Origin of the sequence: Formosa sp. S-31, assembly GCF_051172795.1 — a bacterium.
Taxonomy (GTDB): Bacteria; Bacteroidota; Bacteroidia; order Flavobacteriales; family Flavobacteriaceae; genus Formosa.
Genome location: NZ_JAENDK010000008.1, coordinates 773,097 through 795,034 on the forward strand (window position 1 = coordinate 773,097; position 21,938 = coordinate 795,034).

The 21,938-nt window shown below is 35.4% G+C and carries 17 protein-coding genes and 1 tRNA gene; 6 read left to right on the forward strand and 12 right to left on the reverse strand.

What is annotated here, in order from left to right; translation table 11 throughout:
* Nucleotides 1–107 precede the first annotated feature (107 nt).
* Both folB and I3217_RS13040 read left to right on the forward strand, forming a co-directional pair.
* Nucleotides 108–476 carry a dihydroneopterin aldolase gene (gene folB, locus I3217_RS13035; protein ID WP_435050201.1) on the forward strand — a complete coding sequence of 123 codons (369 nt, stop codon included), beginning with the start codon at nt 108–110 and terminating at the stop codon, nt 474–476.
* Nucleotides 477–523: 47 nt separating this feature from the next.
* Nucleotides 524–594: transfer RNA gene (locus I3217_RS13040), tRNA-Cys, on the forward strand.
* A 92-nt stretch (nt 595–686) separates the two neighbouring features.
* Here the strand turns inward: I3217_RS13040 and I3217_RS13045 are convergent.
* From I3217_RS13045 to rnr, 3 genes are read right to left on the reverse strand one after another with little or no spacing between them, the layout of a single operon-like run.
* Nucleotides 687–1,367: a LysE family translocator gene (locus tag I3217_RS13045; RefSeq protein WP_435050202.1), complete on the reverse strand. Its 681-nt coding sequence runs from the start codon at nt 1,365–1,367 to the stop codon at nt 687–689.
* Between the two features lie 42 nt (nt 1,368–1,409).
* Nucleotides 1,410–2,084 (reverse strand): head GIN domain-containing protein, encoded by a 675-nt coding sequence (locus I3217_RS13050; RefSeq protein ID WP_435050203.1) that lies wholly within the window; start codon nt 2,082–2,084, stop codon nt 1,410–1,412.
* A gap of 15 nt (nt 2,085–2,099) precedes the next feature.
* Entirely contained in the window at nt 2,100–4,289 is a 2,190-nt protein-coding gene (gene rnr / locus I3217_RS13055; RefSeq protein ID WP_435050204.1) for a ribonuclease R, read from the reverse strand.
* A gap of 733 nt (nt 4,290–5,022) precedes the next feature.
* On the opposite strand from rnr, the gene I3217_RS13060 reads away from it, so the two are divergent.
* From I3217_RS13060 to I3217_RS13070, 3 genes are all read left to right on the forward strand, one after another.
* Complete coding sequence (locus I3217_RS13060; protein WP_435050205.1) at nt 5,023–5,457, forward strand: RpiB/LacA/LacB family sugar-phosphate isomerase; 435 nt, start codon at nt 5,023–5,025, stop codon at nt 5,455–5,457.
* Entirely contained in the window at nt 5,458–6,372 is a 915-nt protein-coding gene (locus I3217_RS13065) for a cation diffusion facilitator family transporter (protein WP_435050206.1), read from the forward strand. It abuts the gene before it with no gap.
* A gap of 67 nt (nt 6,373–6,439) precedes the next feature.
* Entirely contained in the window at nt 6,440–6,883 is a 444-nt protein-coding gene (locus I3217_RS13070; RefSeq protein WP_435050207.1) for a GNAT family N-acetyltransferase, read from the forward strand.
* Here I3217_RS13070 and I3217_RS13075 read toward each other — a convergent pair whose 3' ends face one another.
* From I3217_RS13075 to I3217_RS13105, 7 genes are all read right to left on the reverse strand, one after another.
* Nucleotides 6,884–8,527 carry a S41 family peptidase gene (locus I3217_RS13075; protein ID WP_435050208.1) on the reverse strand — a complete coding sequence of 548 codons (1,644 nt, stop codon included), beginning with the start codon at nt 8,525–8,527 and terminating at the stop codon, nt 6,884–6,886. It lies immediately after the preceding gene.
* Between the two features lie 46 nt (nt 8,528–8,573).
* The gene (gene rnpA, locus I3217_RS13080; protein ID WP_435050209.1) at nt 8,574–8,951 is read right to left on the reverse strand and encodes a ribonuclease P protein component; all 378 of its coding nucleotides are present in this window, start codon (nt 8,949–8,951) and stop codon (nt 8,574–8,576) included.
* Nucleotides 8,952–8,954: 3 nt separating this feature from the next.
* A complete protein-coding gene (gene pncA / locus I3217_RS13085) occupies nt 8,955–9,560 on the reverse strand; it encodes a bifunctional nicotinamidase/pyrazinamidase (RefSeq protein ID WP_435050210.1) in 606 nt (201 codons plus the stop codon).
* Nucleotides 9,560–10,966: a nicotinate phosphoribosyltransferase gene (locus tag I3217_RS13090; protein ID WP_435050211.1), complete on the reverse strand. Its 1,407-nt coding sequence runs from the start codon at nt 10,964–10,966 to the stop codon at nt 9,560–9,562. Before I3217_RS13090 ends, pncA begins: the two co-directional genes overlap by 1 nt.
* Before the next feature lie 85 nt (nt 10,967–11,051).
* Nucleotides 11,052–12,911, reverse strand: a complete 1,860-nt coding sequence (locus I3217_RS13095) for a M1 family metallopeptidase (protein ID WP_435050212.1) — start codon at nt 12,909–12,911, stop codon at nt 11,052–11,054.
* 68 nt (nt 12,912–12,979) lie between these two features.
* Nucleotides 12,980–14,590, reverse strand: coding sequence for a S8 family peptidase (locus I3217_RS13100; RefSeq protein WP_435050213.1), 1,611 nt, complete (start codon nt 14,588–14,590; stop codon nt 12,980–12,982).
* Nucleotides 14,591–14,612: 22 nt separating this feature from the next.
* The gene (locus tag I3217_RS13105) at nt 14,613–15,473 is read right to left on the reverse strand and encodes an MBL fold metallo-hydrolase (protein ID WP_435050214.1); all 861 of its coding nucleotides are present in this window, start codon (nt 15,471–15,473) and stop codon (nt 14,613–14,615) included.
* Between the two features lie 151 nt (nt 15,474–15,624).
* Between I3217_RS13105 and I3217_RS13110 the strand changes: the two genes are divergently transcribed.
* Nucleotides 15,625–17,460, forward strand: a complete 1,836-nt coding sequence (locus I3217_RS13110; protein WP_435050215.1) for a cation:proton antiporter — start codon at nt 15,625–15,627, stop codon at nt 17,458–17,460.
* A 10-nt stretch (nt 17,461–17,470) separates the two neighbouring features.
* Here the strand turns inward: I3217_RS13110 and I3217_RS13115 are convergent, their stop codons facing one another.
* Entirely contained in the window at nt 17,471–19,870 is a 2,400-nt protein-coding gene (locus I3217_RS13115) for a glycoside hydrolase family 31 protein (RefSeq protein ID WP_435050216.1), read from the reverse strand.
* Between the two features lie 140 nt (nt 19,871–20,010).
* Nucleotides 20,011–21,921: a 1,4-alpha-glucan branching protein GlgB gene (gene glgB / locus I3217_RS13120; RefSeq protein ID WP_435050217.1), complete on the reverse strand. Its 1,911-nt coding sequence runs from the start codon at nt 21,919–21,921 to the stop codon at nt 20,011–20,013.
* Nucleotides 21,922–21,938 lie beyond the last annotated feature (17 nt).

Consider the following 21,938-nt stretch of genomic DNA (forward strand, 5'->3'; position numbering starts at 1 on the left):
TGAAGCACAAAATTAATGAAATATACTCACCCTTTCTATAATTATACGAGATAATGCTTACTTTTATCCTGTCAAATTAACTGTTAAAACACATTAATTTTAAGTTTATGGGCATTATAAAAGTAGAAAACATAAGAATTTTTGCTAACCATGGGTGTTTAACCGAAGAAACTAAAATAGGAAGCGATTATCGCGTCGATTTGGTTATTAAAGCAAATCTGCAGGCCTCTGCAAAAACAGATGCTTTACACGACACCGTAGATTATGTTTTTTTAAATCGTATTGTGAGAGAAGAAATGAAAAAGCCCTCTTATTTACTGGAAACTGTAGCCAAACGTATTTTGGTTAGAATTTTAAAAGAAAATAATCAGGTCGATAAAGCTACCGTAAGTGTAAGTAAATTAAACCCTCCCATTGGCGGAGACGTGGAAATGGTAACCATTAAAATGTCTGAAAAAAGAAAAAAGTGGAAGTAAATAGTATAAACTATATATTTTTTTTACATTTGCCGAACCGTTAATAGGGCGTCGTGGCCGAGTGGCTAGGCAGAGGTCTGCAAAACCTTGTACAGCGGTTCGAATCCGCTCGACGCCTCGAAAAACCTTCAGAATATTCTGGAGGTTTTTTTATGATTAATACTTAAGCTTTTACCAATTAAAGCTCCTTTTAAGCTGTATTTTTTCAGTCTAATTTAAAGGACTAATACGTTCAATTTTTTCTTTAAGTCGCTCCTTCTCTTTTGGAAAAAATCCCTGAATTAACAACAATGCCCCAAAGCCTAAAATAACAAGCGATACTATTTTTTTGGTTTTAAATATAATACGGGGTGTAAGTCTGCTTTTTAAAGATTTAGCTGCTACAATTTTAAAAAGATCAACAATAAAATAAACCGTTAAAATGGTTCCAAGAAATACGTAAACTCCGGTTTTAGAATCGGTCATGGAATTTCCTATAACTATAAAACCCAGCCAACCTAAAAGCACACCAACATTTATAAAATTAAGAAGAAAACCTTTTACAAAAAGCCTTCCGTATTTTTTACGAATTTCCACTTTATGGTATTCCCTAACAATAGAGCGGAAAGATTTCTGATTTTTAACAAACGAAATAAAGCCGTAAACCACGAGTAAAACTCCTCCGAAAATAAAAAAGTTTGGATCGTCTTTTATCCGTTCCAGGATACGACTTGTACTGTAAAAAGCGACAATAATAAAGAAGATATCGGCTAAAATTACCCCAAGGTCAAAAATAAGAGCACTCTTAAAACCCTTTGTAGCACTGGTTTCCAGTAGTACGAAAAACACCGGACCAATAGTAAAGGATAACAAAATTCCGAAAGGAATTGCCTTTAATATGTCTTCAATCATAAAGCGCGAAATCTTTCCGCAAATTTAGGAAATCTTAAGGGATTAGTCTACTTTAAGTATGCGTCCGCCCAAGACTTTATTTTCGTTAACCGTTTCCGGATTACCGTAAATATAAACATCTCCCCCGGCACGAATTACTACATCAACTAGTTTAGAAGCTCTTACGTGCGCTTCGCCCGCTGCGTGAATCGTTACGCTCGATTTTTCAGATTCTAAATTCTGACCGTCGTAAATTCCGCCAGTGTAAATATTTATCTGCTCGTTCTTAGCTGTACCTTCAGTCTTTATATTACCGCCTGTAATGGATTTTATTACAGCAAACGATACTTTTACTGGTACATTAATAATTGCGCCCTCCTGAGCTCTTAAATCAATTTCAAACTGCTCTATAGTATCTTCAGAAGATACAGAAGCGCCCTCGTTAACATCTATAATTTCTATAGATTTATAATATACCGTAACTTTTGTTTTATCGCCATTAAAACTATTGTCGATACTCATTCTAACCTTTAAGGTTCCATTTTTATTTATCGTTTCAACCTTATCTGCATAGTTTCCACTTATAACAACTTTATTTTCATTCCCTTTTACAAGATTAACTTTAATTAAATCGTAAACTTTTAGTTCTGTAAATTCACCAATACTCTTTTCAATATCATTCTGAGCCGTCATGTTTAATGTTAATAAGGCTGCAAAAAGAATTATAAACTGCTTCATTTTAATTGCTATTGTTTAATTAATGTGTTTTCCTATTAAATAAAAATCGAGATGCTTTTTAACCAAATCGGTTTCCTTTACTTTTACTACTACTTCATCGCCAAGCTGATACATATTTTTAGTAGATCGTCCTATAATGGCAAACTGACTTTCGTCGAATTCGTAATAATCATCTTTTATATCGCGAATTCTTACCATGCCTTCGCATTTATTATCAATGATTTCCACATAAATTCCCCAGTCGGTTACGCCACTAATAACGCCTAAAAACTCCTCTTCTTCATGATCCTGCATGAATCGAATCTGCATGTACTTTATGGAATCGCGCTCTGCTTTGGTAGCTAAATATTCCATATTACTAGAATGTTTACACTTTTCTTCATAAATCGCTTCATTAGCAGATTTTCCACCATCGAGATAATGTTGCAGCAAACGATGTGCCATAACATCGGGATAACGACGAATTGGCGAAGTAAAATGACTGTAATAGTCGAATGCCAAACCATAATGCCCAATATTATGCGTCGTATACTCGGCCTTACTCATGGTTCTAATCGCCAAAGTATCAACAAGATTCTGTTCTTTTTTACCTACTACATCCGTCAATAAATTGTTTAAAGATGCCGTAGTGGACTGACGGTCTTTAAAATTTAATTTATATCCGAATTTAGATACCACATTTTGTAACGCGTATAATTTACTTTCATCGGGTTCGTCGTGAACACGATATACAAAGGTCTTTTCAGGTTTCTGTTTACCAATAAATTCGGCAACTTTTTTATTGGCAAGAAGCATAAATTCTTCTATTAATTTATTGGCATCTTTAGAGGTTTTAAAGAACACGCCAACCGGGTTATTATCCTGATCCAGATTAAACTTAACCTCTACCTTATCAAACGAAATAGCACCGGAACGCATACGTTTAGAACGCATTTTTTTTGCTAATTCATCCAGTTTAAGAATAGCATCGGCAATATTCTGATCTGTATTATACGTTTTACCTGTTAAAGAAACGTCTTCCGGAATGACATTCGACTTTGTTTCGATAACAGCCTGAGCTTCTTCGTAAGCAAAACGTGCATCGCTGTATGTTACTGTTCTTCCAAACCACTGGTTTAAAACTTCGGCTTTATTATTTAATTCGAACACTGCAGAAAAGGTATATTTTTCTTCATTCGGGCGCAAAGAACAGGCATTATTAGATAAAACTTCCGGTAACATAGGCACTACACGATCTACCAGATATACAGAAGTTGCTCGTTCGTACGCTTCGTCATCTAAAACCGTACCTTCCTGAACGTAATGCGAAACATCTGCAATATGGATTCCAATCTCATAATTTCCGTTATCTAAAATTTCGAAAGATAAGGCATCATCAAAATCTTTAGCATCTTTAGGATCAATCGTAAACGTAAGCGTTTGACGCATATCACGGCGCTTCTTTATTTCTTCGGCTGTTATTGACGTGTCTAAGGTATTTGCATAATGTTCAACCTCATAAGGAAATTCGTAAGGCAAACCGTAATCGGCTAAAATCGCGTGAATTTCGGTATTATGTTCTCCAGGTTTCCCCAGTACTTTTAAAATTCTTCCATAAGGCGAATCGGCCTTTTCCGGCCAGTCTTCCAATGCCACCAAAACTTTATCGCCATCTTCCGCATCTCCGGTTTTATTAATAGGCACAAAAATATCCTTGTACATTTTGTTACCGTCTACAACTACAAATCCGTAATTTTTATGCAATTGTATTACGCCAACATACTCACTTTTAGCACGTTTTATAATACGCGTAATTTCTCCTTCTAATCGCCCTCGCTTTCTACGTTTATACACATAAAGCTCTACTTCATCTCCATTAAGAGCTTTATTTATATTATTAGAGGCTATATAGATATCATCTTCAAATTCGTCGCAGATAACATAACCTGAACCTTTAGCACTTAAATCTAAAATTCCGGTATAATACTCGGTGTTAACAACCGCTTTAAATTTACCCCGTTCTACTTCTTCAATTTCTTTTTTAGCTAATAGCTGCTGTAGTTTTTTTATAATCTGATTTCTACTACTGGCATCATTAACATTTAATATAGCAGCGATTTGCTTGTAGTTAAAGGTCTTATTTCGCTCCTTTCTAAGAATATTTAAAATTGTTTGAGAGAGGTTGGCAATGCCTTTAGAAGCTTTCTTATTTCGCTTTCTTGTCATATTTTATTTTTCTATTGTAACAAAGCTACATTATAAAAACTAAACCGAATGTTTCTTTAGTAATAAGTTTAACGTATATCATTTAAAAACATGACCGAATTAATTTTCAAAAACAGTTATCCACATATTATATAATTATCTATTCTTCTTTTTTAAAAATTTAAAATAAAATACTGTTTATTATGGTTTGTTAATAACTGGTATAACTTTTTTAAGTTTTTTTTTGATTTCTTGAAGTTTACACTCTGTCAGGATGAAATAAACATATTATGAGAGTTGCAATTCTTTGAAAATAAAGTGTTTTTTGATAACTGTTAACAATTGTTAATAACTCAAATTCACAGTTAATTCTGAATAAAAATTTTGAATTTTGATGTTTATAGCGATTAATTTAGGTCTAAAAACTTTTCCAAAAAAAAGGGATAAAATTTTTGGAGCGAATCAATTTAAAATTGATTATAAAAAAAGTTGAGATTTGAAAATTAAAGTTTCAAAAAATTATAAATAGATATTAACAATTAATTAATACTTAATTGCGATTTATAAACATATGTTATGTAAACGTTTACAAATAGTAACAAAATCGCAAAATTATAACAGTTTGAAAATGAGCTAACATATGTAATTATGAGTGATTTAGATGTATTATTAACACTCATTTTGTACCTTTACAATCCTAAAAAAACATGCTAATTAACACGGCATACTAATTTATAACATAGCTTAATTTATTATGAAAATTTCAATTGGAAATGATCACGCAGGAACTCAGTATAAGTTCGCCATTGTAAAACATTTAGAAGCAAAAGGTTACAGTGTTAAAAACTATGGAACCGATGAAAACTCGAGTGTGGATTACCCGGATTTTGTTCATCCTGTTGCTACAGATGTTACTGAAAAAACTGCCGATTTCGGTATTATTATTTGTGGAAGCGGTAATGGTGCCAATATGACGGCCAACAAACACCAGGCTGTACGTTCTGCTTTATGCTGGACTAAAGAGATTGTTGTGTTGGCCAGAGAGCATAATAATGCTAACATATTAAGTATTCCTGCACGTTTTACAGCTTTAGAACAGGCTATAGAAATGGTAGATGCCTTTTTAAATACAGCGTTTGAAGGCGGACGTCATCAAAACCGTATCGATAAAATGCCGGTTAGTTGTTAAATGGGTCACACACATGTTCATAACCACGACCATCATCACGATTTAAAAGGACGAAATTTAGTTATTTCCATCTTTTTAAATCTACTTATAACTATAAGCCAGGCAGTAGGCGGACTGCTGTCTGGCAGTTTATCTTTATTAAGTGATGCACTTCATAATTTAACCGATGTTATTTCGTTAATCGTTAGTTATATTGCAACTAAACTTTCCCGACAAAAAGCGTCTATAGACAGGACATTTGGTTATAAACGCGCCGAAATATTAGCTGCATTTGTTAATGCTTCAACGCTAATAGTAATTGCTATTCTGCTTATTATAGAAGCTTATAAACGGTTTCAGGATCCAAAAGTTATAGAATCTAATCTGGTAATCTGGTTGGCGTTATTAGGTATACTGGCTAATGGGTTTAGTGTTTTATTACTGCGCCGGGATGCCGATGCTAACTTAAATATGCGTAGTGCTTATTTACATTTGTTAACCGATATGATGGCAAGTGTGGCCGTTTTAATCGGTGGTTTATTAATGAAATATTTTCAGTTATTCTGGGTAGATAGCGTGTTGACCTTTTTAATAGGTTTATATTTAATCTGGGTAGGTTTTGATTTACTAAAATCATCTACTCAAATGATTATGTTATTCACACCATCACATATTAATATAAAAAATGTCATTAGAAGTGTACACCAGATTCCAAAAGTAAACCGTTTACACCATATTCATATCTGGAATCTTAACGATGATGAATTGCATTTGGAAGCCCATCTGGATTTTAAAGAAGATATTACCTTAACCGAGTTTAATAAAATTTTACAGGAGGTGGAAACCGTTTTACACGACGAGTTTGGTATTAATCATGTTAATATTCAACCGGAATTTAATAAGGAAGATCCTAAAAATATTATAGTTCAGGATTAATTCATAACATGTACTCAACATAGATTCTTAGTCGGTTTAAAAGCTTTACATTTGTTCCTTTTTTATTATGCTGGATATTACTATTAAATTTTTTGATGAATTAACAACTACAGAATTGTATGAGATTTTACAATTACGAAGTGAAGTTTTTGTGGTAGAACAGGAATGTATATATCAGGATATAGATGGTAAAGATGCAAAAGCTATACATGTATTGGGCTATAAAAATGGCGTGTTAATAGCTTATACCCGGTTATTTAAACCAGGCGATTATTTTGAAAATGCAAGTATTGGTCGCGTTCTTGTTAAAGCCTCTCAACGCATGCATAAATACGGTTACGACATTATGAATGCTTCAATTCAAGCCATTAGTGAGCAGTTTAACGAAGCTATAATTAAAATTTCAGCACAAAAATACCTGGAATCCTTTTATAATAATTTAGGATTTAAAACCATCTCCGAGTCTTATTTAGAAGATGGTATTCCACATATAGCGATGCTTAAAAGCTAATTAATTTATAACAAAAAATTTGCTGTAGGTTGTAGGGTTGCTTAATATCTCTGTAGAACGTTTTATCTCAGGGTTGTGTATTTTATAATAGTCGTACAGCCCTTCTCTATAGGCATAACGTCTAACAATTTCTGAGGTTAATAAACTGGATAATTGCTCTTTATTTTCATCGATTCCTTTAATTTTAGAATCATTTAAATGCGTAATTAAGGTATTGTAATCCTTTTGTATTTTATCGTCTAAATCCTCCTTTTCTGCACTTTCATAAGCTTTAGCCAGTGCTTTTTCGGTTTCGGTTTCGAATGAAAAGTCGTTAGATTTTAAAAAGGATTTAAAATCTAAAAAATCAGCATCAGTAAATTTAAAATTCATGATGTCCGATGTATTTTCATGATTGTAATAGTACTTGGTAGCGTAATCAAAAATTAAATCTTCATGCAGTATAGCTGAGGTAATCGCCGAATTTTTTGAAGTTTCCAGTTGTTCATCCGGTAATACCCCTCCACCATCGTAAACTGGTCTTCCGTTTCTGGTTTTAAATTCGTGATAGTTGTCTTTAGAAATACGTACGGCATCGCCTTTTTCGTCTCTGTGGGTGTAATCTAAAGCTTGTATACAACGTCCGGAAGGCGTGTAATATCTGGAAATGGTTACTTTTAACTGCGTACCATAAGTTAGTTGTTTAGGGCGCTGTACTAAACCTTTACCAAAACTTCTGGAACCTACAATTACGGCACGATCCAGATCCTGTAAAGTACCGGAAACAATTTCACTGGCAGAAGCACTTCTTCCGTTTATAATAACAATTAATGGAATTTCGGTGTCTAAAGGTTCTTTTTGAGTGTAATAGGTTTTATTAAATTTTTTAACCTTGGATTTTGTAGTTACAACCAGTTGCCCTTTAGGTACAAATAAATTAACCGTGTTTACGGCTTCGTGTAATAATCCCCCTGGATTATCTCTTAAATCTAAAATTATACTTTTTGCACCCTGGGCTTTTAAATCTTTTACGGCGTAAGCGGTTTGGGAAGATGCTTTACTGTTAAACTGACTTAAAACAATGTACCCCGTGGTTTCATTTACCATAGAAAAATGTGGTACTGCATTTATTTCTACCTCTGCCCTGTTTATAGTTGCCGTTTTTGTTTTTCCCTGACGTTTATAAGTAACCTCTACAGTTGTACCCGGCGATCCTTTTAATAAATCACCTTTGTTTTCTTTATAATTTTCTAACTGGATATTCCCTATTTTAATAATTTCATCTCCCGCTTTTAAACCGGCTTTATCGGCTGGATAATCTTTATAAGGCTCCACTATTATTAATTTATCTTTTAGTGTTTTTACACGTGCCCCTATGCCTATATAATCGCCTGTATTGTTTATTCTGGCAGCTTCAACATCTTGCTCATTCATAAATACAGTATATGGATCCAGATCGTTTAACATGCTTTTAATGGCAGTATCCATTAAATCGCCAGGATTGGTTTCATCAACATAATTCATGTTAAGTTCCTTAAACAGGGTCGTAAAAATTTCTATCTGTTTAGCGATTTCGAAGAAATCATTTTGAAATGCTGTGGTCGATACAAATAATACCACGGCAACTACCGGAATTAAAACCTTTTTCTTAACTAATGTTTTCATGTAGAGACATGTTTTTGTGGGTCATGCAATTTTAGGCTAAAAATTTTTATTCTTTAGCAATAGCCTGTGAGAACTTACTAAATAAGCGATTCATTTTGCGTTCTATAAATGCGTAATCGGGCATCTCTTTACCAAAATACAAAATCATAAACGCATATTGTGTAGATAAGTTGTTAAAATGCGTGTTTTTATTTAAGCGGTAGGCTTCTCGTAACAATCGTTTTATTCTGTTTCTGTCAACAGCAAGTTTAAACTGGCGCTTACTTACAGATACGCCCGTTTTAAACCTAATATCCTCTTGAAAACTGGATTCTAAATATACCAGACGCAAGGGATAACTGGAAACCGATTTGCCTTCGGTAAATAGCTGTTCTATTAAAATTTTACTCTTTAGCTTTTCAGCTTTGTTGTAGGTTTGTTTCATATATTAAATCTCTACACTTGTAACCAGATGTACTCCGTTTTCTTTTAGGTCTTTTAAAGCACTTTTAAACGAATCTTCATCTATGTATCGTGTAGCATCGGTAATGTAATAGGTATTAAATCCGGTTTGTTTAGCATCTTTTGCGGTGAAATATACGCAATAGTCGGCAGCTAAACCACAAACGTAAACATCAGTAATATCCATACTTTTTAAATAAGCCTCTAATCCTGTATGTTGTGAATAATCATTGTCGAAAAATGCACTGTAACTGTCTATATTTTTATTCATGCCTTTTCTAAAAATAGCCGAAATATTTTCAGTTTTTAAGTCTTTAGAAAAGGCTGCGCCATCAGAACCCTGTATACAGTGATCCGGCCATAAAACCTGTTGGGTTTCACCTAAGGATATTACATCAAAAGGTACTTTATTTTTGTAATTACTCGCAAAACTGGCATGATCTTCAGGATGCCAGTCCTGAGAGGCTACAACCAGATCGAATTTGTTTTGTATGGTATTAACAACAGGAAGTATTTCATTACCAAAAGGGACAGCTAAGGCACCGCCAGGTAAAAAATCGTTCTGAATATCTACTAGAATTAAAGCTTTCATTAGCCGTTTAGTTTATCTTTTTTTAGTTGATAGCGTAAAGCTTCCAGTTCCGGACTTAGTCCTACTTTGTAAACATGCGGATTTGAAAAACGTTTGTGTTCCATTGGTAAATTTTCCAGATTTTGTTTTGCCAGTTTTGCAATTTCGTCTGGTGATTTTTTAGCGTGTACACGTTTTCCATTTCGCATAACATCCTGTAATAAAGGTTTTACCCCTGCGCCTTCTACCGGCATACGTTTATGGGGTTCAAACGGATGGGACATAATTCTTGGAGCTTTCAAAGTTTGTAAAGTAATAGCATCTGCAATGTATTGTCCGTCTTCATTCAGATATCTGTAGACTTGTTTTTTTCCTGGAAAATTCATCTTTTTTAAATTTTCTGAAATCTTAATTCTTGGGGTATTATTAAAACTGCAAAGTTTATAAACACCGTCTAAGGCACCATTTAATTTACCCACTACCAAATTAGTACCAACACCATAAATATCAATTTTGGCCTGTTGTTCTTTTAAACTTCTAATAACATGTTCATCTAATTGGTTAGAAGCTGCAATTTTTACTTCAGGTAAACCTGCAGCATCCAATTGTTTTCTGGCTGCTTTAGATAAATAAGCCAAATCACCGCTGTCTAATCGTATACCTAATAATTTTTCTCCACGTTGTTCCATTTCTTTTGCTACTGTAATGGCATTAGGAACTCCACTTTTTAAAGTGTCATAAGTATCTACCAGTAACACGCAATTTACAGGACGCGTTTCAGCAAAATCTCTAAAGGCTGTAAGTTCATCGTCGTAACTCTGAATATAAGCATGGGCCATAGTTCCCGAAACAGGAATGTTAAAGGTTTTCCCTGCCAAAACGTTGGAAGTATAATTAAAACCACCTATAAAAGCCGATCGGGACGCCTGAATGCCCGCATAACCCTGTGCGCGTCGTAACCCAAATTCGGCAAGGCTTTTTTCTTCCCCAGCTATATATCTTATCCTACTGGCTTTGGTTGCAATTAAGGATTGAAAATTCAGGCTGTTTAATACAAAAGTTTCAATAATCTGGCATTCTAAAATGGTACCGGTAACACTTAAAATGGGACTAAAAGGAAATACAATTTCACCTTCAGAAACACTTTGTATCTCTCCCTTGAATTTAAAGGTTTTAAGGTATTCAATAAATTCCGGATTAAAATTTTCAGCCTTTAAATATTCAAGATCTGTTTCGGAAAAGGACACCTGTTCCAGCCAGTCTAGTACTTCTTCTAATCCACAAAACAAGACATAGCCGCCGTCAAAAGGTGTTTTTCTGAAGAAATAATCGAATGTCGCTGTGGTTTCGTGTTTGCCTTTTAAAAAATAGGCCTGTCCCATAGCCAGCTGATATAAATCGGTGTATAAGGCTGAATTAAAATTCATTAGGATATAATTTTATATAAAAATAACGCATGTTTTTTACAAAAGTAAAGACATGCGTTATAAATTATAGGGTTAAAGTAATAAATTACTTGCTGTAAAGATTGTTTTCTCTATCAATATCAGCCATTAAACCTTTAGAATCAATCTCTATAAATTTGATGTTTTCCTTGCTATTGGCAATGCTAAAGGTATAAGTTGGGTAAGCCCAGGCCCAGTCTTTTAATTGTGTTCTAGTTCCGGTTTCAGGTTTTTCTCCACGCATCATCGTTAACGGAATATATAACTGTTCCTTATTACCGTTGGTATAGGTAACTTCTATATCTAAAGGCATAGGCATTAAACCAATGCGCTCCAAAGTTACTGTAGTATTGCTTCCTGTACCTTCCACCGATTTAATTCCGTAATCTATAGTGTTTGTTGTCTGTGTCCAGTCGGTTAAATACCAGTCCAGTTCTAAACCACTTACTTTTTCTGCAGATCTGATAACATCTATTGGTCTTGGATGTTTAAAAGAGAAATCATTGAAATATTTTTTAAGCGTTTTCTTTAAATTATCTTCACCGATGACATAACCTAACTGCGATAAAAAGACTTCTCCTTTACTATAAGCAGCAATACCATATGCCATATTACAGTCATAACGATCGGCATGTGTACTTTGTGGTTGTTCTTTTCCTGATTTTACTAAATAAAAATAGCCTTTATATGCGTTTGCAGATGGGTTATCTTTATTCTCGTTCATGATTGAATTCATGGCTTGATCACTGATATAACTAGTAAATCCTTCATCCATCCATTCGTGTTTGGATTCATTAGAAGCTAATAAAAACTGGAACCAGGTATGTGCCATTTCGTGAGCAGTAACACCAATTAAACTTCCTAGTTTACGTTCGCCGGTAATAAGCGTACACATGGCATATTCCATACCGCCGTCGCCACCTTGAATTACAGAGTATTGTTTGTATGGGTACTTCCCTACTTTTGTACTGTAATACTGCATTAATTCTGCAGTTTTTGGTTGTAACTTTTTCCAGTTATCTAAAATATCCGGATTGTTTTTATAGAAGAAATGTAACAAAGGTCCATCTGGAACCTGAAGCGTATCATGAATATAATCGGGATCTGCAGCCCAGGTAAAATCGTGAACATTTGGAGCTACAAAATGCCATGATAATTTATCACTATCGGTAGTTTTAACTGTTCCTGTTTCGTAGCCGTGACCAATTTCATTAGGATTTTGAAGATAACCAGAACCTCCTATGGTGTAGTTTTTATCGATATTGATAGTAACATCAAAATTACCCCAAACACCATGGAATTCTCTTCCTAAGTATGGATCTGCGTGCCAGCCTTCAAAGTCATATTCGGCTAATTTTGGGTACCATTGCGTCATAGAAAGAGCAACACCCTCAGTATTATTTCTACCTGAACGACGAATTTGTAATGGAATCTGTGCATCGTAATTCATATCAAAAGTTACTTTTTCTCCCGGTTGGATAGGTTTATTTAATTTAACCTCTAAAATAGTTCCAACAGTTTCGTAGTTTATTGGCGTGCCGTCCTGTTTTAAGCTATTTACTTTTATATAGCCAATTTCATTTGGTTTTAAGGTGCTTATTCTGCTAACACCATTGCTCATCATTCGTGAATCCGGATCTTCTATACTTTGCAGGCGCGCATCCATTTCACTTCCCGGCTGGAAGGCATTTAAAAATAAATGGTAATACACATGAGTTAAAACATCTGGTGAATTATTGGTATATACCAGTTTTTGAACACCTTGATACTGATAGGTATTTACATCCATATCAATAGTCATGTTGTAATCTACATGTTGTTGCCAGTACGTTGGATCGGATTTTGTGTTTGCGGTAGTTACATCGGAAGATTTACAGGATGTAAATACTAAGCCGAGAATTAGTAAGGAAGAAGCGAGTTTTTTCATTCAGTGATTGATTTAAAATAAAAAACCTCATCAAAACATTTGATGAGGTTTTTTAAGGATTAATTATTTTACTTGGTCTGTGATGCTAAAATTAAGGCATTGTACGCATTTACCATTTTTGTAGATTTAGATAAATCGGCAAATGGTCTTTTATCCTCTGCATCTCCTCCAACAATGACATTAGTATTAATTGGTAAACCAGAATCCATTAAAACCTGTTTTACTTGAGCTGCAGATAATTTTGGATATTGCGAGCGAATTAAAGCTGCTACGCCGGCTACAGCAGGTGCTGCCATAGAAGTACCACCTTTAGTATCGTATTCGCTTTCTGGTGTTGTAGAATAGATTTTTGCTCCAGGAGCAAATACATCTACATTTATTTTTCCGTAGTTTGAGAAACCGGCAACCATTTCCGGTCCGTATTTAGGTGCTAAAGCACCAACTGTAATAAAAGTATCTCCTACTTCTGGTCCGTTGTCTACCTGATCGTTAGGGTAACATGCTTTTTTGTCCAAATCTAAACCTTCGTTACCCGCAGCATTTACAAATAATACGTCATGCTTGCTGGCGTAAGTAATTGCATCTCTTACCCAGTCGCTGTGCGGCGAGTAGTATTTACCAAAACTACCATTGATAATTTGAGCACCGTTATCTACTGCATAACGAATAGCTAAAGCTATGTCTTTATCGTACTCATCGCCATTTGGAACGGCTCTTAAACTCATAATTTTCACATTATTAGCCACACCGTTAACACCTAAACCATTGTTGCGTTCTGCAGCAATAATACCGGTTACGTGAGTACCGTGGCTTTCTGATTTTTTCATAGGTAATACATTACCATTACCGTAACCAACATCGGTTAAATCGTCTGGGTTATCTCCGGTTTTACGGCCTTTAAAATCTTTGTTTAAGTTGAAGTTTAAACGCTCTGAAATACTTTCTAAACCATTGTTTAAATCTTCTTTGGCTGCATTATTATCTTTAAAACCTAAATTTAAGATGTATTGTGCTACAGCTACAGATTGTTTTAATTCGTCGTTTCCATCGGTATTAATACCTTTTAAATCTTCTACAGTATAGGTAGATTTGTTAAGGCTTTTTGCAATAGCGTCGTCTGCATTTTTTAATTGCTGAAGAATTTTTTCGTACTGTGTTTTGTAGTTTGTGAATTTTTGGAATTCTTCGTCGTACTCTTTTTGAGCTCTGGCGTAGTCTGGATTAGAAGTATCTCCGCTAGCTAATAGTCTTACGTATTCCAATTGCTCGTCGTAAGTATCTCCAAGGAAATTCCATCCGTGAATATCGTCTACATAACCGTTTTTATCATCGTCAATTCCGTTACCAGGAATTTCTTTTTCATTGGTCCAGATTACACCGTCAAGATCTTCGTGTTCAATATCAATTCCTGAATCGATAACGGCTACAATTACAGTTTTTCCTGTATCGCCTTTAAGGATTTCGGTATACGCTTTATCAACACTCATTCCTGGAATAGTGTCTTTTACAAGGTCTAAATGTCCCCAGGTGTGTTGTTGTTGTTCTGTTAAATCTGAAACTTTTAATGGAGAACTATCAATATTTTCGATAGGAGTTGATAGTACTTTTGCCCCGCCCCCGCAGCTGGTTAATACAGTTGCTGCCAAAGCAGATAAAAAAATTGGCTTAATAATATTCATGTGTAAGTATATGTATAAAATGTTAGTTTAAAATGTCGTTACAAGTGTATATGTCCTTTAAGCGAACACCCTTTTCGGTATGTTGTACCGTAATGATTTCGTTATGAGCGTCGTGTTCCAAAAATAAATAATAATTATTATCGGCAGCTATATTAAGGAATTTTTCTTTCTCGTCCAGAGTTAATAAAGGTCTGGTATCGTAGCCCATAACGTAGGGTAAAGGTAAATGGCCAACCGTTGGCAATAAATCGGCCATAAAAGCAATGGTATTGTCTTTATATTTTATAAGTGGAATCATTTGCTTTTCGGTATGCCCGTCAGCCAGGAAAATATCAAATCCCAGTTCGCAATTTGTAATTAAATCAGTATCAGATAATGCTGTAAAAGAAAGCTGACCAGACTCCTCCATAGGTAATAAATTTTCTTTTAAAAAAGAGGCTTTTTCCCGTCTGTTTGGTTGTGTGGCCCACTCCCAGTGTTTGGAATTTGTCCAGAATTTGGCATTTTTAAATGCTGGCTCGTAACCGGTTCTGTCTTTATTCCATTGGACACTACCCCCGCAATGGTCAAAATGTAAATGCGTCATAAACACATCGGTAATATCGTCGCGGTGAAATCCGTATTGCTTTAAAGACCTGACTATAGAATGATCTCCCCAGAGGGAGTAATAACTAAAAAATTTGTCAGATTGCTTATTACCCATTCCGGTATCGATTAGAATAAGGCGATTGCCATCTTCTATAAGTAAACTCCGGGCTGCGATATCTATTAAATTGTTAGCATCGGCAGGATTGGTTTTTTGCCATATGGTTTTGGGTACAACACCAAACATAGCACCGCCATCCAGCTTAAAATTGCCTGTTTCTATGGGGTATAATTTCATAATATTAGCTTAATGCGTACACAAAGTTAAAAATAGTAAGGTATTTAAAGGGTTTTCCTAATTTTTATTGGCTCTTTTTTAACATTAAAAACTGTTGTGGTTAATAAATTGTGTAAATCTTTTTTATATTCAACAACTGAAAAACCAATGCATGTTAGAACTCGCAGGAATTATTATTTTAGGAATATTAGCACAATGGGTAGCCTGGAAGTTTAAAATACCAGCTATTTTACCCCTGATTCTTATTGGGTTACTTGTTGGACCCATTGCTGCCGAATTTTTTTCTGAAGATGGCAGTAAGTGGATAGAACCCATCTGGAATGAGCGCGAAGGGCTGTTTCCAGGAGAAAGTTTGTTCTATTTTGTGTCTTTAGCCATTAGTATTATTCTTTTTGAAGGTGGATTAACACTAAAATTAAGTGAAATTAAAAATGTGGCGCCTTCTATAACCAAGTTGATTACTCTGGGGGCTGCCGTTACTTTTTTTGGTGCAGCAATAGCAGCGCGATATACGTTCTATTTAAGCTGGGAAATTTCCTTTTTATTTTCGTCATTAATTATTGTTACTGGTCCTACGGTAATTACACCAATTTTAAGAAACATTCCCTTAAGTAAGGATGTCTCTGCAGTACTTAAATGGGAAGGTATTTTAATTGATCCTATCGGAGCTTTAATTGCGGTACTTGTCTTTGAGTTTATTAGTGTAGATGCCGGTGGAGAGTTCACTAAACGTGCCTTTATAGAATTTGGTAAAATTGTATTATTCGGGTTTACGTTTGGATTTACTTTTGCTCATGCTTTAAATACCATAATTAACAAAAAATGGATTCCGCATTATTTACTTAATGTGTTTGCTCTGGCCTCTGTTTTAGGTGTTTTTGTTTTATCAGATTCCTTTGCTCACGAATCCGGACTATTAGCAGTAGTGGTTATGGGAATGGTTTTAGGAAATTCCAAATCGCCGTATCTTAAAGAGTTGTTATACTTCAAGGAATCTTTAAGTGTACTGTTAATTTCCATTCTCTTTATTCTACTGGCTGCAAATATCAATATGAGTGATTTATTGCTTATCTACAATTGGAATACACTGGTATTATTTTTAATTGTGGTGTTTTTAATTAGACCTTTGGCTGTATTTTTAAGTACGTATAAATCGTCTTTAAAATTCAGAGAAAAACTGTTTATAAGCTGGGTAGGACCACGTGGTATTGTGGCAGCTGGTATTGCCTCGTTATTTGGTTTAAAACTTGCAAAAGATGGAGTAGCAGATGCCGAATACATTACACCTTTGGTATTTATGATAGTTTTAGGAACGGTATTATTAAATGCAACTACTGCGCGTTTATTTGCTAAAGTGGCTGGAGTATTCCTTAAAAAATCTGAAGGTATCTTAATTGTAGGTGCATCGAAAGTATCGCGATTAATAGGACATTATTTGGAAGCTAATGGTCGTCATGTTGTTTTAATTGATAGTAACCAGGTAAATATTAAAAAAAGTGAAGAATTAGGGCTGGAAGCTTTAAATACCAATATTTATTCCGATACTTTAATGGATAACATCGAACTGAATGATGTTGGGTATTTAATGGCTTTAACAGGAAGTTCTGATATTAATAAATATGCTATTAATAAATTTGGGAAGCAGTTTGGAGAAAACGGATCATTTCGATTATTAACTTCGGAAGAAATGAGTAATCCGGATAAAATTCCGCGTGAAGGATTATTTTCTCAAACCGACGATTTCGTGTCTTTAAGTGAAGTTACACGTAAATATCCGGCGATACATGAAATGGATTTAAAAGACAAGGCTCATTTTATTAGTTTAATGAATATAACAGATAATGATGAAGATATTATTCCGCTATTTATAAAGAATGACAAAGGTATTTTAGATATCATTTCCTCTATAAACAAAGAAAAGCACAAGGTAGAACCCGGATTTAAACTGGTTTATCTGGGTAAACCTTTCGATGTGGAAAAAGTTTAAATTGTTAGTTTTACATAATATGAATTTCGGTAAAATTCTTGTCTATTATCAATTCCTGAGTTTCTGAAAAACTCAGGGCATCGAAACTAATTTCAATTTTATCTATTTCAATTTTTGAAATTTCAAAGGGCAGACCTATAAGTTTTAATTTATAGCGTGTATAAGGTGTTATAAATTTTCCTGAGATATGCTGATGGATAATTAACTCGTATTCCGATCCTTTTAAATTAAATCTGCTCAGGCAGTAACGCCCTTTTGTATAATCGTAACCATCGTGAGCGTCGTCGAAAAGGAGCGAGGTTTCCTTACCCATTTTAAAATACACCTCTAAAGTAATTTCGTGTATTTCTTTTTCACCAACATACTGCTGTATTGGGTATTTTGGTATTACAGATCCGGCTTTTATAAATATTGGGATGGTTTCCAGTTTTACATCTACCCAGAGTTCGCGACCACCTTCTACAAGCTCTCTGGTCCAGTAGTTATACCAGTTTCCGCGAGGCATGTACATACGGCGTCCTCTGGAATTTGGTTCTAAAATAGGGCAGACTAAAATATCGTTACCAAAAATAAATTCGTCGGTTCTGTATTGGGTCTGGTAATCTTCCTGATCGTATAATACCAGGGATTTTAAAATCGGTATACCATCGTCTATATATTGCCAGAACGCTGTGTATAAATAGGGAAGTAGCTGGTATCGTAGTTCTATAAAAGATCGGACTATATTAGTTACTTCTTCGCCAAACATCCAGGGTTCCTGTTCGCCGTGATCTCCTGAAGAATGTGTTCTGCAAAACGGATGAAATACGCCTAATTGCATCCAGCGTGCATATAATTCACCATTAGGGTGTTCTGAAAATCCTCCAATATCGCTCCCCACAAAAGAATAGCCTGATAAAGCCAGGCGTTGTGCCTGTACATTGGCAATCCATAAATGTTCCCAGCTAGCCGTATTGTCTCCCGTCCAGGTAGAAGTATAGCGCTGTGTGCCTGAATACGCTGCTCGCGTAATAACAAACGGGCGCTTTGGGTAAGCAAATTTCTTTAAGCCCTGATACGTGGCGCGTGCCATTTGCATGCCGTATACATTATGGGCCTTTCTATGACTGCATCGGTTTCCGTCGTAATCGTGGCGTACATCGTCAGGGAATGTTTTATTAGGTACTTCCATAACGGCGGGTTCGTTCATATCGTTCCAGACGCCTTTAACGCCTAAATCTTCAATTAACTCTTTAAATAAATCTGACCACCATTCCCTTACTTTTTTATTCGTAAAGTCTGGAAAATAGCAATAGCCTGGCCACACTTTTCCTTTCATATACGGACCGTCGGCACGTTTGCAGAAATAATCGTTTTCCAGACCTTCCTGAAAAATTCTGTAATGCGGATCTATTTTTATACCCGGATCTATAATAACGATGGTTTTAAAGCCCTCGTTTAACAGCTCTTTTATCATGCGTTTCGGATCGGGAAAATGTTCCTTGTTCCAGGTGAAACACCGGAAACCATCCATATAATCGATATCCAGATAAATGGCATCGCAGGGAATACTGAGTTCCCTGAATTTTTCAGCAACTTCTTTAACTTTTTGTTCGGGGTAATAGCTCCATTTGCACTGATGATACCCTAAAGACCAAAGCGCTGGTAACTGATGAGGTTTACCGGTTAAATCGGTGTAATTGGCAACCACATCATTCATTTTAGGACCGTAAATAAAATAGTAATTCATTTCTCCACCATTGGCCCAGAAACTAGTTACGTTTTTGCGTTCATGAGCAAAATCAAAATAGGTTCTGAACGAGTTATCGAAAAAAATACCGTAAGATTTATTGTGATGAAGTCCCGTATAAAAGGGGATAGCCTTGTAAATTGGGTCGGTGGTTTTACCGTAGGCATAAGAGTCGGTTACCCAGTTCTCAAAGCGTTTACCTTTAAGGTTTAAATGTTCCGATTTATCTCCAAGGCCATAGTAACATTCACCATCATGCGAGATTTTACTCATTTTTACAATATTACCGCCTTTTTCGTAGCTTTCTTCCCAGTGAAAACCTAATTCGTCCTGATTGATTAAGCTGTTATCTTTAGAGTCGTAAATTTTAATTTTTAAATCGCTTTTATCCAGTTCGCAAATAAGTTTCGAGGTGGTAACTATAAATAAATCTTTGGTTTCCTTAATATCCAGATGGTTATAGCCTGTGCTCGCATATTTTGTAATGGCATAAGAAAAGTCGTTTTCGAAATTAGAATCGGTGGCATAGCGAAATCGCAGTACACTGTCTCTGACTATGGTGAGTTGAAGTGCTACACCGTTGTCTGATTTGAATTCTAAAGTATCTATGTTTTTTTCGTAAGAAACGAGGTGGGTAGGAAACTGATTCCCTTTCAGTTCTAATTCGGTATTTGTAATCATAGCCCTAGGAATAAGATGTACTATAAACCTAATAAATAAAAAAGGGTTTATTAGTTATATTTTCATAAAAATAAACCCTTTTTTTAATTAAAAATTAATTATTACTACTTGTAAGTCAGTATTTTATAATGAATTTTATGTTATTTATAAGTGAAAACTGATACTGCTAAAGGTGGTATAATAACACTGGCAGAATATGGTTTTCCATTCCATGATTTTTTATTGATTTTAATCGGTTTTGGGTTGTTAACGCCGCTGCCACCAAATTCAGTAGCATCTGAATTAAAAAGTTCTACAATTTTTCCTGCTCTAGGCAGTCCCAGACTGTAATCCTTGTGCATAGTAGGCGTAAAGTTGCAAACTACAATTAAATCGTTTTTAGTATCATGACCTTTGCGTATGTAAGACATTACGGCATTTCTGTGGTCTTCGTAGCTAATCCATTCAAAGCCGTCCATACTAAATGCTTTTTCGTATAAAGCCGGATGATTCTGGTAAAAGCTGTTTAAAAATTTGATGAATTTTTGCGTTTGCTGATGCGGAATAAAATCGAGTAAATTCCAGTCTAAGCTACTTTGAAAATTCCATTCGTTGTACTGACCGAATTCAGCGCCCATAAACATTAATTTCGTTCCGGGATGCGTGTACATATAGGCGAAAAGCAGTCTGAGGTTAGCAAAGCGTTGCCATTCGTCTCCCGGCATACGACCTAACACCGAATTTTTGCCGTAAACCACTTCATCATGAGAAATAGGAAGCATAAAATGTTCAGAAAAAGCATAAGCCAGACTAAAGGTTATATCGTTCTGGTGATAGCTTCTGTAAACAGGATCCTTTTTAAAATAATTTAAAGTATCGTGCATCCAGCCCATCATCCATTTCATACCAAAGCCTAATCCGCCAAATTCCACTTTATTGGTAACGCCGGTAAACGCTGTAGATTCTTCGGCAATGGTTTGTACGCCTTCAAAGTTGGTATATATTGCTTCATTAAATTCCTTCAGGAAAGAAACAGCGGCCAGATTTTCGTTTCCGCCATACATATTGGGTTCCCATTGCCCGTCTTCTCTGGAATAGTCCAGATAAATCATTGAGGCAACGGCATCAACACGCAGAGCATCGATATGGAACTGTTGCATCCAGAAGATGGCATTACTAATTAAAAAAGATCGTACTTCGGCACGTTCGTAATTGAATATTAAACTTTCCCAGTCCGGGTGATAGCCTTTTTTTGAATCCGGATGTTCGTAAAGATGCGATCCATCGAAAAAACCTAATCCATGAGCGTCAGAAGGGAAGTGGGAGGGTACCCAGTCCAGAATGACTCCTATATTGGCCTGATGAAATGCATCGATGAGTGCCATAAATTCTTGCGGCGTTCCAAATCTGGATGTGGGAGCGAAATAGCCTGTTATCTGGTAGCCCCAGGACGGATCATAAGGGTATTCCATAATTGGCATAAACTCTACATGGGTATAGTTCATGCTTTTTACATAGGGCACTAAATTTTCGGCAAGTTCTTTATAATTTAAAAACCGCTTTTCTTCCAGATTTTTCATCCATGAGCCCAGGTGTACTTCGTAAACAGCATAAGGTTTATCTAAACCGTTTTTATCTTTTCGGTAAGACATCCAGGACGTGTCTTTCCATTTATAATCGGAATTATCCCAAACAATAGAAGCTGTTTTAGGGGGGTGTTCTGCGCGAAGCGCATAAGGGTCAGCTTTTTCTGTTTTGATGTCGTTATTATGGCTTAAAATAGCGTATTTGTATAGAGAACCTTTTCCCAGATTAGGAATAAAGCCTTCCCATATACCGCTGGAATCCCAGCGCACATAAAGCTGATGTTCTTGGGCGTTCCAGTAATTAAAATCGCCAATCACAGAAACCGATTTTGCACTTGGTGCCCAGACGGCAAAATATACGCCGTCTTCACCATCGACGGTGCAGATGTGAGATCCGAATTTTTCAAATAAATTATAGTGTTTACCTGCTTTAAACAGATTGATATCGAAATCTGTAAACAAGCTGAATGGTTTAACCTTAGCCATAAAAAAATGTTATGATA